The sequence below is a fragment of the Microbispora rosea genome (assembly GCF_044460045.1).
Taxonomy (GTDB): domain Bacteria; phylum Actinomycetota; class Actinomycetes; order Streptosporangiales; family Streptosporangiaceae; genus Microbispora; species Microbispora rosea.
Genome location: NZ_JBITJO010000005.1, coordinates 386,724 through 398,989 on the forward strand (window position 1 = coordinate 386,724; position 12,266 = coordinate 398,989).

A 12,266-nucleotide genomic window follows, 5' to 3' on the forward strand; every position below is an offset into this window, starting at 1 on the left:
CAGATCTGGTCAGGTAGCGCTTGCGGCAGGGCAAACCGAATGAAATTCTCCTCGCATGCGTGCGACGGCGAACGGCATCGAGATCTGCTACGAGGTGTTCGGCGAGCCGGGGGGACGTCCGGTCGTCCTCATCATGGGGCTCGGAGCACAGATGATCGGCTGGCCCGAGGAGCTCATCGGGCCGCTCGTGGAGTCCGGCCACCGGGTCGTCCGGTTCGACAACCGGGACGTGGGCCTGTCCACCCACTTCACCCCGGCGGACGGCCAGGCGCCCGCCCCCTCGTACACCCTGGACGACATGGCCGACGACACGGCCGGCCTGATGGACGTGCTCGGCTGGGAGAGCGCCCACGTGGTGGGCGCGTCGATGGGCGGCATGATCGCCCAGGCCCTCGCCATCCGCCACCCCGCCCGGGTGCGTACGCTGACCTCGATCATGTCCACGCCGGGGCCCCGGGTGGGACAGGCGACCGAGGCGGCCATGACCGTGCTGACGGCGCCCGCCCCGCAGGACCGCGACGAGGCGCTCGCCCGCGCCCTGGAGACCGCGCGGGTCATCGGCTCTCCCGGCTACGAGATGGACGTCGAGCGCGTCACCCGGGTGGCCGCGGAGTCCTATGACCGGGCCTTTGACCCCGCGGGCACCGCCCGGCAGTTCATCGCCATCCGGAGGTCCGGCGACCGTACGGAGGGGCTGCGCGGGCTCTCTGTGCCCGCGCTGGTGATCCACGGCGAGGACGACCCGCTGATCACCCTCGAAGGCGGGACCGCGACCGCGGACGCCATCCCCGGCGCGAAGCTGCTGACCTTCCCGGGGATGGGCCACGACCTGCCCCGCCCGCTCTGTCCGGTCATCGCGGAGGCGATCGCCGAACTGACCGGGCGGGGCTGACCGGCCTGAGTCGACAGGCCTGAGTCGACAGGGCCTCAGATCTCGAGCTTGTCCTCGATCGCGCGGAGCTGGTGCCGGGCCATCGCGAGGTTGGCCCGGTTGCGGTCGAGGGCGAGGTAAAGGAATAAGCCCTTGCCGCCGCGGCCGGCCAGCGGCCGGATGATGTGATACTGCGTGCTCAGCGTGATGAGGATGTCCTCGATCGCGTCGCTCAGCTTGAGCGCGTCCATCGCGCGGAGCTTGGCCTTGACCACCTCGGTGTTGGCCGCGGCGGCCACCTGGAGATCGAGGTCCTTGGAGCCGCCGAGCGTGCCCAGCGCCATCCCGCTCCCGTAGTCGGCCACCGCCGCGCCGATCGCGCCGTCGATGGTCAGCATCTCCTTCAGGGAGACGTCGATGTTCGCCATGTCTCTTCTCCTGTTCTGGGTTGTCATCCGCGTTCGACGATTGCGGCGATCTTGTTCGCCGCCCTGCGTCCCTCGATCCGGAGCAGGCCGAGATTGGCTCCCCGGCCCGCGAGTACGGTGAGGACGAGCGTGGGGCCCGCGGCGTAACACGCGGTGTGCCCCTGGGCGCCGGAGATCAGCGTCTCCTCCAGCAGCCCGATCCTGGCGAGATCGGTCATCTTCCGGCTCAGCGACAGCAGCGCCGACGTGAGCGCCGCGGTCTGCTCGGTGTCGGCGGCCAGGTCCGTCGTCACGAGCATGCCGTCGATCGTGCAGGTGAGCGCTCCAGTGATCTCGGGCGCGCGTTCGCGCAGGACGACCAGTTCCTCATGTATGTCGTGGCGCAGATCCACCGAGACACCCTTTCCGGCCCGCTTGAGCCATCCGATCACTACAGCGCCTCCAGCGCGTCACGCAGTCTGAGCAGCAGGTTCACGTCGGCCGCGTCGCCGTTCACCTGCGGGAGTCCCGGGGCGGAGCGCTCGGGCTCCCTCGGTTGAGGTGGGAGCGGCTTGGGCGTGCGCTTGGGCAGCGCCGCCGTCTCGTCCGTCACCACCAGCCCGGCCGCCGCGAGCTCCCGTACCGCAAGCAGCGTGGAGTAGGCCGGGCGCCCGAGGCGGCGGGCCAGCTCGACCGGCGTGGCGGTGGAGTCCGCGGCGAGCAGCAGCTCCCACTGGAGCCGGGTGAGCAGCGCGTGCGTGCCCGGGATCCGCCTCAGGGGCGTCACCGGACGCGCGTCCAGCTCGGCGGAGGGCCAGGCCCGTTCCAGCCGGGCCCGGCGCCGCGCGCACTCGCGCAGCAGCCCCTGGACGTCGAAGAACCAGTGGATGCCGAGCCAGTGGGCGTCGCCCTCCTTGAACCTGGTTCGCGCCGTTCTCGACGTGAGCAGGAAGAACGCCGCGTCGAGCGTGGCGGACAGCACGCTGAACTCCAGCTCGCCCCGGCTGAGCACCCCTCTGTCCACCAGCAGGGCGCCGCCGTCGCCGCCGGCGCCGGTCTCCTGCCGCGCGCGGCGGACCCCGTTCGCGCTGATCCGGCCCGACGCGCCGAGCAACTCCTCCACGCCGGGCGTCGCCGCGCACTCCACGTACGCCACCCGGCCGCGGACGTAGAAGACCGTGCCCTCCTTGCCCACCCGCAGCGAACCGGTGGCCTCGTCCTGGGCGAGGCCGGTGAGCACGGTGTCGAGAGTCGGGGCGGCCACCGGTCAGGCCCCCATCAGGACGCGACCAGCTCGTCGGTGATCGTGCGCAGCCGTCGCCGCGCCAGGGCGAGGTTCGACCGTTCCACGTCCAGGCACACGCACAGCAGCAGCGGACCGTCGAACATCATCTCCATGGGCCGCACCAGGTGGTACGCCGTGCCCGTGGTGACGATCACGTCCTCGATCCGGAAGCCCGTCTCCTGGGACGCCATCGCGATCCCGTCGAGCGTGGCGCGGTACGCCTCGCTGAGCCCCGCGGCCGCCCGCCCCGGATCGGGGATCCCCTTTCCCGCGACGGCCATGCCGCTGGTGTGGTCCACGAGAATGGCGCCGAGCGCGCCCGGGATCGACATGGCCTCGGAAAGGCAGTCCTCTATCCCGATCAACCCGTAACTCCTCGCCTCGCCGGTACAGCGCGGCCAACACTAGAGGAGCAGGTGGACGGGCCTGGCGGGCCGAAAACAGATCGGATAAACGGATTAGTCCAGAAGAATAAGAATTCTTCCTCTCGGAATGGTAATCCCGATTTTCATGAAATTTCCTCATGTCGTCGGGACGGGCGCGTGCACCTCGTACGGCGGCCAGAATGGGGGGCGTGGAACGGATTCTCGTCAGCGCCTGCCTGCTCGGCAGCCGGGTGCGGTACGACGGCGGGGCCAAGACCAGCGACGACGACCTGCTCGCCCGCTGGCGCGCGGAGGGACGGCTGGTGCGGTTCTGCCCCGAGGTCGAGGGCGGGCTGCCCGTTCCCCGGCCGCCCGCCGAGATCGAGGGCGGCGCGGGCGGCGCGGCCGTCCTGGCGGGCGCGGCCCGGATCCTGACGCCGGAGGGCGACGACGTGACCGCCGCGTTCCTGTCCGGGGCACGGCAGGCCCTCGCCGTCGCCCGGTCCCTCGGCGTACGGGTCGCGATCCTCAAGGAGGGCAGCCCGTCGTGCGGGTCCCTGCGGATCTACGACGGCGGCCACCGGGGGAGGACCACCCCCGGGCAGGGGGTGACGACCGCGCTGCTGGAGCTGAACGGCATACGCGTCTTCGGCGAGGACCGGATCCCGGACGCCGCCAGCTATCTGGAGTCGCTCACGGGGACAGCGTTCACGGAGAGAGGGGATCCGGGCTGACGATGACGGCCTTCTCGTCGGGCTTGTGCACGAGGACGTTGTCCACGTAGGACCGCACCGCCGCCTCCAGGCCGACGTCCTTGCCGGCGGCCTCCGACATGTACCAGCGGTGGTCGAGCACCTCGTGGAAGAGCTGGGCGGGCTCCAGCTTGCGCCGCAGGTCGGCCGGGATCGCGTTCACCACCGGCTGGAACACCTCGGCCAGCCAGCGATGGGCCACGATCGCCTCGTCCTCGTGCCGCAGGCCAGTGGACACGCGAAACGAGTCGAGGTCGTTGAGCAGCCGCCTGGCCTGGTTCTCCTCCACGTCGAGGCCGGTCAGGCGCAGCAGGCGGCGCTGGTGGTGCCCGGCGTCCACGACCTTCGGCCGGACGATCAGGCGGGAGGTGCCGGCCTTGCGGCGCACCATCATCTCGGCGACGTCGAAGCCGAGCGAGTTGAGGCGGCGCACCCGCTGGTCCACGCGGTGCCAGTCGACCTCCTCGATGATCTCGTCCTCGGTCAGCTCGTCCCACAGCCGCTGGTAGCGCTCGACGAGCTGCTCGGCGAAGGCCAGCGGGTCGATGGTCGGGTGGAGCAGGCCGCCCGCCTCCAGGTCGAGCATCTCGCCGTAGATGTTGACGTGCGCCACGTCGATGTCGTGCGACCGCTGGCCCTCGCTGATCGCCGGGTGGAGCTCGCCGGTCTCGGCGTCCACCAGGTAGGCAGCGAACGCCCCCGCGTCCCGCCGGAACAGCGTGTTCGACAGCGAGCAGTCGCCCCAGTAGAAGCCGGTCAGGTGGAGCCGTACGAGCAGGACCGCGAGCGCGTCGAGCAGGCGGGTCAGCGTGTCGGGCCGCACCGAGCCCGACAGCACCGCGCGGTACGGCAGCGAGAACTGCAGGTGGCGCGTGATCAGGGCGGAGTCCAGCTCGGAGCCGTCCGGGGCGGTCCTGCCGGTGACGATGGCGACCGGCTCGACGGCGGGGGCGTCGTGCCGCGCCAGGTCCCACAGCAGCTGGTACTCCCGCTTGGCATACCTGGTGCTGATCTCCTTGATCGCGTACACCCGGCCGCTGAGCCGGGCGAAGCGCACCACATGCCGGGAGATGCCGCGGGGCAGCGTCACCAGGTGGTGGACGGGCCACTCTTCGAGGGGGACGTCCCACGGCAGCCGGATCAGGTCGGGGTCGCTGGGGGCGCCGGTGATCTGCAGAGGCACCAATCGCTCCTTTTCTGGGGGCTTCCACCCAAGTGTCGCGGATAGAGTCGAGCGCTATGACGCTGGTGGACGAGTTCATCGACTGGTACCTGGCCGAGAACCCGGTCAGGGCGGCCCTCCTGGGGGCCGACGGATACGACCGCACGCTGGGCGATCTCAGCGCGAGCGCCTTCACGGCGCGCGAGCGGGCGGCCGAGGAATGGCTGCGCAAGCTGTCGGAGTCGACGCCCGAGAGTCCCGAAGACGGGATCGACAGGGACCTGGTCGCCGCCCACCTGCGCGGGCAGATCGCGCAGGCCCGCTGGCCGGAGTGGCGACGCGAGCCCGCCGCCTACCTCGGGGTCATCTTCGGGTCGATGTTCACGCCGTTCCAGCAGCGCCTCAAGCCGGAGGCCGAGCTGGTCGACGCCGCCGTCGCACGGCTGGCCGAGGTGCCCGCCGTCCTCGCCGCCTGCCAGGCCAACCTGGACCCCGACCTCGCCGCCGACCTGCTCGTCAGGCGCGGCCTCGACCAGGCCCGTACGGGACGCCGCTTCCTGACCGAGACGCTGCCCGCGCTGGTCGGCGACACGGACCTGCGGGCGCGGCTGGCGCGGGCCGCCGAGCCGGCCGCCGACGCGTTCGACGGACTGGTCCGGTTCCTGGAGGGCTTCGAGGCCAGGGGCACCTGGCGGATGGGCGAGGAGCTCTACTCCGCGCTGCTGCGCGAGCAGGAGATGCTCGGCTACGGCGCCGCCGAGCTGCACGAGAAGGGCCGCCAGGCCTGGGCCGAGCTGGACACGCGGATGACCGAGGTCGCCGCCCGCCTCGGCTCCGCCGGCTGGCGGGAGGCGATGGAGTCGCTCATGGACGACCACCCGCCGACCCTGGAGGCCATGCGCGCCGAGTATGAGGCCGAGACGCTGCGGGCGCGCGAGTTCGTCCGCGAGCGCGGGCTGGTGACCTTCCCCGAGGGGGAGGTGTGCCGGGTCGAGCCGTCGCCGGAGTTCCAGCGGCCCATCATCGCCGTGGCCAGCTACCTCGCCCCGCCGCCGCTGTCGTCCTCGCGCGACGGCGTGTTCTTCGTGCCGTACACGCCGGACGGCTTCACCGAGGAGCAGGTGCGGCAGCGGCTGCGGACCAACTCCCGCCCCCAGATGCCCTCGATCAGCGTGCACGAGGGGTACCCCGGCCACCACTGGCACCTGTCCTGGATGGCCGGCAACCCGCACCGCGCCCGCAAAATCTTCCGTACGCCCTACTTCGTGGAGGGCTGGGGGCTCTACGTCGAGAAGCTCATGCACGAGCAGGGCTACTTCGACACGCCCGAGACCGAGCTCGCCCACCTCGACTGCCGCATCTGGCGGGCCGCCCGGATCGTGGTGGACACCGCGCTGCACTGCGACGACATGTCGATCGAGCAGGCGGAGGAGTTCCTGACCACGAAGGCGTCGCTGTCGCCAGGCACCGCCGCAGGGGAGGTCAGCCGCTACTGCGCCTGGCCCACGCAGGCGCCCTCCTACCTCACGGGAGCGCTGGAGATCGAGCGCATCCGGGCGGACTACACGGGCGATCTGCGGACCTTCCACGACACGATCGCGGGCTCCGGCGGGCTCCCGCTCGGCCTCGCCCGGAAGGTCGTGCTCGGCTGAGAGCTCAGCCGCTGAACGCGCGTTCGATGACGGCGGTGAGCTGGTCCTCGGTGAGCACCGCGGGCCGGCCCACCCCGAGGGCGCGGACGTAGACCTCGCACAGCCACTCGAGCAGGCGCGTCGCCTCGAACGCCTGCTCGAGGCCGCCGCCGATCGTCACCGCGCCGTGGCTGGCCATCAGGGCGGCCTGCCTGTTCTCGATCGCGGCGATGACGTTGCGGGCCAGCTCCGGAGTGCCGTACGTCGCGTAAGGGGCGACCCGGACGGCGCCGCCGAGCAGCAGGGCGTTGTAGTGGATCGGCGGCAGCTCGGTCATGGTCGAGGCGACCACGGTCGCGAAGACCGAGTGGGTGTGCACCACCGCCCGGGCCCCCGTCGCCGAATACAGCGCGAGATGCATGGGCGTCTCGGAGGAGGGCTTGCGCTCCCCCTGTACAACCCGCCCTTCGAGGTCGACCACGGGACAGTCCTCCGGGCGCAGCCGGTCGAGCGCCACGCCCGAGGGCGTGACGACGACCAGGTCGCCCTCCCGGGCGCTCAGGTTCCCCGACGTGCCGATCACCAGGCCGAGGGCCGCCGCCCGCCGCCCGTACTCGCACAGCTCCCGCCGCAGCTCGTCCACCTGCTCGCCCGCCTGCTCATCCACGCGGGCGAATCTACACAATGGGCCGTGTTTCGTGATGTCCTGATTCCATGTACGAGGCTTCCGAGTGGCGCCGAGAGGGAGACACGATCCGCAGGACCGTGGTCGCCCGAGATTTCCGTACGGCCATCGCGATCGTGAACGACATCGCCGAGCAGGCCGAGGCGCTCAACCACCATCCCGACATCGACATCCGATGGCGCACCCTCCACCTGGCGCTGACCACCCACGACGCCGGCGGTCTGACCGACCTCGACTACAAGCTCGCCGCCCGCATCGACGCCATCGTGGCCGACCACGAGTCCGGACAGTCCTAGATCTGGAGCGCGTTCAGCGCGGTGAGGAGCTGCTCCTCCTCGCGGGCGAAGTGGGCCTCCAGCTCGGCCGACAGGCGCGTGAGCCTGTCCATGAGAGCGGCGGGGTCGCCGGTGCCCGCCTCGCCCACCGCCGTACGCAGGTCCTCCCTGATCCCGGCCAGCCGCACGTGCTCTTCGCGCAGGCGGTCGAGGGTCGGGGCCAGCCCGGGGAAGGCCCGCTCCAGCAGGGGGAAGCCCCGCTCGTTCTCGTTGACGTGGTGCTCGTGGAAGGCCGTGCAGAAGGACAGGCAGCGCTCCCGCAGCGCCTCCTCCAGGCCACGACCCGGCAGGCTCACCGGGCTGCCCGCGGCGAGCCCGTCCTCCACTGCGGTCAGCAGCGCGGCCATCTCCGCCCGCAGCCCGTCGTGGATCCGCACCAGCTCGTCGCCGAGCGCCCGGGCGCGTTCGCGGTCTCGCCGGTAGAGGGCGACGACGGGGATGACACGGGAGGTACGGGCCTGGTAGTCGGCGAAGACCGGCGCCAGCTCGGCCTGCCGGGCGTACATGCGGTCGCGCTCCTCGCCCGGCAGCGGTACGGCCGTGGCGGTGAACGTCTCGATCGCCGTCCCGTCGCCCGCCTCGACGGTCACGGTGGGATTGGCCAGCAGGTTGTGATACCAGTCCGGGTGGCGTGGCGCGCCCGCGTAGGAGGCGAACACCAGGATCCTGTCCCCGTCACGCCGGCAGGCGACCGGGTTCGTCCGGGCCGCGCCCGTTCTGGCGCCGGTGGTCGTCAGCAGGATCAGCGGTGTTCCCTCGAACGGTCCGCCGACCACGCCGGCGTTCACCCGGAACTCTTCGATGATCTTGTCGTTCCATTCGGACATGCGACGATGGCTCCCGAGCCTCAGAAGTATTTGCTTTGATAGCAAAGATATTTTGGAGATCTATCTATGTCAACGGATGAGGGACTGAGCCTGGATGAGGGGGTTCGCACCCTCCTGCTGCTGATGCCGCGTCTGGTGGGGCGGGCCAAGCGCATGCCGGTCCCCGAGTCGCTCCGGACGCTCGACCTGGCGCCACGCCACCTGTCGCTGCTGTCCTACCTGCTGTTCGACGGTCCGCTCACGGTGAACGAGCTCGCCGCCCGACTGGAGGTCACCCCGGCGACCGTGAGCCTGATGGTGGGCGACCTCAGCCGCAAGGGAGTCGTGGACCGCCGCGAGGACGACGCGGACCGCCGTCGCACGATCGTGAGCATCGCCGAGGCCAACCGGGAGGCCGTCGACGCCTGGCTCGCCCGTGGCGCCGGTGCGTGGCGCAGCGCCCTGTGGCCGCTGACGAGCGAGCAGCGGCGCATGTTCGTCGAGACGCTCCGGGCCTACGAGCGAGCCGTCACCGGTGACGGAGAGTAATCGATCGGGCCTCAGGTCTCGCCTGTGATCCCAGCTTGTCGGCCTGCGAGCTTGCCGCATGCTCACAGAGGGTGAAAGAATTCATACAGGTTTTCGAATCTCACGAGGAGGGTGCGATGGATCTGTTCGACATCGATCCCGACCGCTCTCGTCGTTCGAATAACACTGGCGACGGCTGGTGGGACCGGTTGACCGCCGACTCGCCGTTGTGGTCTGCCGATGGCTCTACCGCCCGCGAGTACTTTCCGATCATCGACCTCCAGTCGCCGCAGCACACGAGCGCGAACACGAGCGACGGCGCGCCCGGTGCCGGGACCACAAGCAGCCCGGGTGCCGATGACCTTGGTGCCGATGGTTGTGGGGTTGGCGCGGGTGGTCGCCCTCGTGCTCGGTCGTCGTGGGTGCTGGTGGGGTCGTTGCGGGAGTCGGCGCAGGCACTGGCGTTGACGCCGCTTCCGGAAGATGCGGATGTCTGCCTGGCTGAGGCGGAGGATTTGGCGTTCGCGCGGGATCGGATCACGTGTGCGCTTGCTGATCGGGTGGGGCGGGTGCATGCCGCTGGGCGGGCCAAGCAGCATGGGCACGCCTCCACCCGCAGCTGGCTGCGCACCGCCGCCGGGATGAGCGTCGCCGGAGCGGGACGCCTGCTCACCCTGGCGGTGGAGCTGGCGCGTCTGCCGCGGGTGCGGGAGAAGTTCGCCGCCGGCCAGTTGGCGGCAGGGGTGGTGGAGGCGATCTGCACCGCCACCGCCCAGTTGAGCAATGAGCACGCCGGTGTGGCCGAGCCGATCCTGCTGGAGTTGGCGGGCAAGGCAGGCGCGGCGGAGGTGGCCAAGGCCGGGCGTTATCTGCGGGCGGTGCTGGACCCCGACGGAGAAGACCACGACGAGCGGGCCGACTACGGGCGGCGGTTCCTTCGGGTGCGTCCCGGTCGGGGCGGCGGCCTGGAAGGGGAGTTCTCCCTCCCCCGCGAGGCGGCAGCCCGGCTGCGGGCCCTGCTGGACGCCTACGCCAAACCGCGGGCGGAGGGCGATGACCGCCCGCTGAGTGTGCGCCAGGCCGATGCCCTCATCGCCCTGCTGGAACAGAAAATCGCCACCGAACTCCTGGTCCTGGTCAACGCCGAATCCCTCCCCACCGACCCCGCCACTGACGACGCCAGCGACCCCCACTCTGCCGACTCCGACCCCGCCGCCACCGCCGACACCGGCGACTCTGCCGCCGCCGCCGACGACACCAGCGGCTCTGCCCCGGGCGAGGCCGCCACCACCGACCCCGCCGAAGCCGAGACTGAGGCGCATGCCGGTGCCGATGGAGCGGCGGACGCCAGTGCGGGGAGCGACGCCGGAGCCGATGGAGCCGCGGACGCCGGTGCCGGAAACGCCGACCGTGCCACCACCGGTCCCCGCGATGAGGAGTCCCGCCACCCAGGACCCGACGAGCGCGGGGCGGGTGAGCACGGAACCTACGAGCGCGGAACTGGTGGGCGGGCGTCCCGTGAGCGCGGGCCTGGTAAGCGGCGGGCCGGTGAGTGCGAGCCGCACGACACCGCGAGCGCCGCCTCTGCCGAGGGCGACGACACCCCGCCCGTAGAGGGCGCAGACCGCGACCGTGCTGTGGCAAAGACTGGGGCACCGGACGCGGGGCGGCACGGGTCAGCATGGCCTGCAGACGATGGCGGGCCTTCACACGCAGCGCCCTCAAACCCAGCGCCTTCGAACATAACACCTTCCGGCGCAGCGCCTTCCGAGGCAGCGCAGCCGGATCCTCCTCCCGAGGATGCCTTCGCGCATCACGCCCACGCCGGGCCTCGGCCTGCGGGGGAGTACCCGCGTGGGCAGGACACCGCATCGGCCGGAGAGCCGCCGGGGAGGCTACGCGGGATGGCGCCGGGGCGTTGCTGGGGACGGTGCCGGGGTTGTTGCTGGCGACCGGGCAGATGCTGCCCGTCACCAGCGTGCACCGCCTCGCCCGCACCTCGGCTCTGGTGCGGCTGGTCATGGACGCCGAGGGGCAGGTGCTCGACATGGGTCGCAAAGTCCGCCTGGCCACCCCCGCCCAACGACGAGCCGTCTTCGCCCGGTATGCCACCTGCTGGGTCGACGGCTGCCCACTCCCGGCGACAATGTGCCAGATCGACCACGCCGACAACTGGAGCACCGGCGGACTGACCGACCTGAAGCTGCTCGGTCCGGCCTGCCAGTTCCACAACCGTGACCGCTACCAGCACCCCCACCGCTACACCCGCCGCAAAACCGGCACCGACCGCTGGGCCTTCACCTACCACCGACTTGGAGCCACACGGCTACGGAAATGACGACCATGGCCGACGCGAGGGATCGACGGATCGAGGGAGCGGAGCGGAAGGAAGCGAGGACCGCAGCGAAGGCCCAGCGGAGCGGGCTTCGCGAGGACCGGAGGTTGCTTCCGGCGCAGTGACCGGGGCCAAGGCCGTGCGCCGTGCGCCGGCTCAGCCGAGGCCCGCAAATCCTGCGCCGCCTCGGCCGAGGCCCGCAAGCCGGGCGCAGGTTCGGCCGAGGTCGTGAGCTAGTCGAACAGCCCCGGCGGGGGAACGGGGGAGAGGACGGCGTCGCCGTCGTGGATGGGAGGGGCGCCCGCGACCAGGCGGGTCAGGTCCTCGTCCGCCAGGCATCGCGCCTGGGTGAGGCCGCCCGCCGCCTTCCTGGTGAGCGCCTCGATGGGCAGGTCGCCGCGCGAGGCCGCCAGGACGACGTTGCCGAATCTGCGTCCACGCAGGATGCCGGGCTCGGCCAGTAGCGCGGCATGCGGGAAGACCCGGCTCACGGAGGAGGCGACCCGCTTCACGAACGGCAGGCCCTTGCCGTCCGCCACGTTGATCAGCGCCATGCCGGAGGAGCGCAGGACGCGGGCGATCTCCGTCATGTACTGGACGGTCGCCAGCTCGACCGGCATCGTCGCGCCCGAGAACGCGTCGAGCACGAACAGGTCGGCCGAGTCGTCACCGAGACCTGTCGTCGCCGCGCGGCCGTCCACCACCCGGACCTTCATCCGGGGCACCGACTTGAGGTTGAGCTGGTCGCGTACGAGCTGGACCAGCCCGGCGTCGGGTTCCACGACGATGTGCCGGGAGCCGGGCCGTCGCGCGGAGATGTACCGCGGGATCGTGCAGGCCCCGCCGCCGATGTGGACGGCGTCGAGCGGGCCTTCGGGCAGGCAGTCGATCACACTCGCCATGAGCTGCGTGTATGAGAAGTCCAGATAGGTGGGATCGGTCAGGTCGACGTACGACTGAGGCACGCCGTCCCTGATCAGCATCCACCCGTCGGGCCGGTCGAGGTCGCGCAGGAGCTCCACCTCGCCGAAGGTCACCGGATAGCGGCCTGGCAACGGTTCTCTGCTCCTTGCCACCTATGACTCCTTTCGCGTGATATGAGAA

The 12,266-nt window shown here is 71.1% G+C and carries 14 protein-coding genes and 1 pseudogene; 7 read left to right on the plus strand and 8 right to left on the minus strand.

Annotation, left to right across the window (positions count from 1 at the left end; translation table 11 throughout):
- Positions 1–55 precede the first annotated feature (55 nt).
- The gene (locus ACIBK1_RS23765) at positions 56–892 is read left to right on the plus strand and encodes an alpha/beta fold hydrolase (RefSeq protein WP_030511663.1); all 837 of its coding nucleotides are present in this window, start codon (positions 56–58) and stop codon (positions 890–892) included.
- 35 nt (positions 893–927) lie between these two features.
- Here the strand turns inward: ACIBK1_RS23765 and ACIBK1_RS23770 are convergent, their stop codons facing one another.
- From ACIBK1_RS23770 to ACIBK1_RS23785, 4 genes are read right to left on the minus strand one after another with little or no spacing between them, the layout of a single operon-like run.
- On the minus strand, positions 928–1,299 hold the full coding sequence (locus tag ACIBK1_RS23770; protein WP_030511662.1) for a hypothetical protein: 372 nt from the start codon (positions 1,297–1,299) through the stop codon (positions 928–930).
- 23 nt (positions 1,300–1,322) lie between these two features.
- Positions 1,323–1,691: a roadblock/LC7 domain-containing protein gene (locus ACIBK1_RS23775; RefSeq protein WP_030511661.1), complete on the minus strand. Its 369-nt coding sequence runs from the start codon at positions 1,689–1,691 to the stop codon at positions 1,323–1,325.
- Between the two features lie 38 nt (positions 1,692–1,729).
- Complete coding sequence (locus tag ACIBK1_RS23780) at positions 1,730–2,542, minus strand: DUF4388 domain-containing protein (protein ID WP_030511660.1); 813 nt, start codon at positions 2,540–2,542, stop codon at positions 1,730–1,732.
- 14 nt (positions 2,543–2,556) lie between these two features.
- Positions 2,557–2,928 carry a hypothetical protein gene (locus tag ACIBK1_RS23785; RefSeq protein ID WP_030511659.1) on the minus strand — a complete coding sequence of 124 codons (372 nt, stop codon included), beginning with the start codon at positions 2,926–2,928 and terminating at the stop codon, positions 2,557–2,559.
- Between the two features lie 209 nt (positions 2,929–3,137).
- Here ACIBK1_RS23785 and ACIBK1_RS23790 point away from each other — a divergent pair, with 209 nt between their 5' ends.
- Positions 3,138–3,662 carry a DUF523 domain-containing protein gene (locus ACIBK1_RS23790; RefSeq protein WP_030511658.1) on the plus strand — a complete coding sequence of 175 codons (525 nt, stop codon included), beginning with the start codon at positions 3,138–3,140 and terminating at the stop codon, positions 3,660–3,662.
- Here ACIBK1_RS23790 and ACIBK1_RS23795 read toward each other — a convergent pair.
- On the minus strand, positions 3,637–4,863 hold the full coding sequence (locus ACIBK1_RS23795) for a DUF4032 domain-containing protein (protein ID WP_030511657.1): 1,227 nt from the start codon (positions 4,861–4,863) through the stop codon (positions 3,637–3,639). The genes ACIBK1_RS23790 and ACIBK1_RS23795 overlap by 26 nt on opposite strands.
- A 56-nt stretch (positions 4,864–4,919) precedes the next feature.
- Here ACIBK1_RS23795 and ACIBK1_RS23800 point away from each other — a divergent pair, with 56 nt between their 5' ends.
- The gene (locus tag ACIBK1_RS23800) at positions 4,920–6,494 is read left to right on the plus strand and encodes a DUF885 domain-containing protein (RefSeq protein ID WP_396737719.1); all 1,575 of its coding nucleotides are present in this window, start codon (positions 4,920–4,922) and stop codon (positions 6,492–6,494) included.
- A gap of 4 nt (positions 6,495–6,498) precedes the next feature.
- Here the strand turns inward: ACIBK1_RS23800 and ACIBK1_RS23805 are convergent, their stop codons facing one another.
- Positions 6,499–7,140, minus strand: a complete 642-nt coding sequence (locus ACIBK1_RS23805; protein ID WP_396737721.1) for a class II aldolase/adducin family protein — start codon at positions 7,138–7,140, stop codon at positions 6,499–6,501.
- Between the two features lie 47 nt (positions 7,141–7,187).
- Between ACIBK1_RS23805 and ACIBK1_RS23810 the strand changes: the two genes are divergently transcribed.
- A complete protein-coding gene (locus tag ACIBK1_RS23810; protein WP_036408806.1) occupies positions 7,188–7,454 on the plus strand; it encodes a 4a-hydroxytetrahydrobiopterin dehydratase in 267 nt (88 codons plus the stop codon).
- On the opposite strand, the gene ACIBK1_RS23815 is transcribed toward ACIBK1_RS23810, so the two are convergent.
- Positions 7,451–8,320 carry a nitroreductase/quinone reductase family protein gene (locus tag ACIBK1_RS23815; RefSeq protein WP_396737724.1) on the minus strand — a complete coding sequence of 290 codons (870 nt, stop codon included), beginning with the start codon at positions 8,318–8,320 and terminating at the stop codon, positions 7,451–7,453. The two genes, ACIBK1_RS23810 and ACIBK1_RS23815, sit on opposite strands and share 4 nt — an antisense overlap.
- 66 nt (positions 8,321–8,386) lie before the next feature.
- On the opposite strand from ACIBK1_RS23815, the gene ACIBK1_RS23820 reads away from it, so the two are divergent.
- From ACIBK1_RS23820 to ACIBK1_RS23830, 3 genes and pseudogenes are all read left to right on the plus strand, one after another.
- Entirely contained in the window at positions 8,387–8,848 is a 462-nt protein-coding gene (locus tag ACIBK1_RS23820; protein WP_396737727.1) for a MarR family winged helix-turn-helix transcriptional regulator, read from the plus strand.
- 116 nt (positions 8,849–8,964) lie between these two features.
- Positions 8,965–9,891 (plus strand): annotated as a pseudogene (locus tag ACIBK1_RS23825) (DUF222 domain-containing protein); the annotation flags it as partial.
- Positions 9,892–10,508: 617 nt separating this feature from the next.
- Positions 10,509–11,165: an HNH endonuclease signature motif containing protein gene (locus ACIBK1_RS23830; protein ID WP_396737730.1), complete on the plus strand. Its 657-nt coding sequence runs from the start codon at positions 10,509–10,511 to the stop codon at positions 11,163–11,165.
- 230 nt (positions 11,166–11,395) lie between these two features.
- Here ACIBK1_RS23830 and ACIBK1_RS23835 read toward each other — a convergent pair whose 3' ends face one another.
- Positions 11,396–12,238, minus strand: a complete 843-nt coding sequence (locus tag ACIBK1_RS23835; RefSeq protein WP_036408802.1) for a spermidine synthase — start codon at positions 12,236–12,238, stop codon at positions 11,396–11,398.
- Between the last annotated feature and the right edge of the window lie 28 nt (positions 12,239–12,266).

Bases quoted from the DNA above. Each gene is read 5' to 3' on its own strand.
- ACIBK1_RS23820 (WP_396737727.1), top strand. From the start codon at position 8,387: ATGTCAACGGATGAGGGACTGAGCCTGGATGAGGGGGTTCGCACCCTC.
- ACIBK1_RS23800 (WP_396737719.1), top strand. From the start codon at position 4,920: ATGACGCTGGTGGACGAGTTCATCGACTGGTACCTGGCCGAGAACCCG.
- ACIBK1_RS23830 (WP_396737730.1), top strand. From the start codon at position 10,509: ATGGCCTGCAGACGATGGCGGGCCTTCACACGCAGCGCCCTCAAACCC.
- ACIBK1_RS23770 (WP_030511662.1), bottom strand. From the start codon at position 1,299: ATGGCGAACATCGACGTCTCCCTGAAGGAGATGCTGACCATCGACGGC.
- ACIBK1_RS23765 (WP_030511663.1), top strand. From the start codon at position 56: ATGCGTGCGACGGCGAACGGCATCGAGATCTGCTACGAGGTGTTCGGC.
- ACIBK1_RS23810 (WP_036408806.1), top strand. From the start codon at position 7,188: ATGTACGAGGCTTCCGAGTGGCGCCGAGAGGGAGACACGATCCGCAGG.
- ACIBK1_RS23815 (WP_396737724.1), bottom strand. From the start codon at position 8,320: ATGTCCGAATGGAACGACAAGATCATCGAAGAGTTCCGGGTGAACGCC.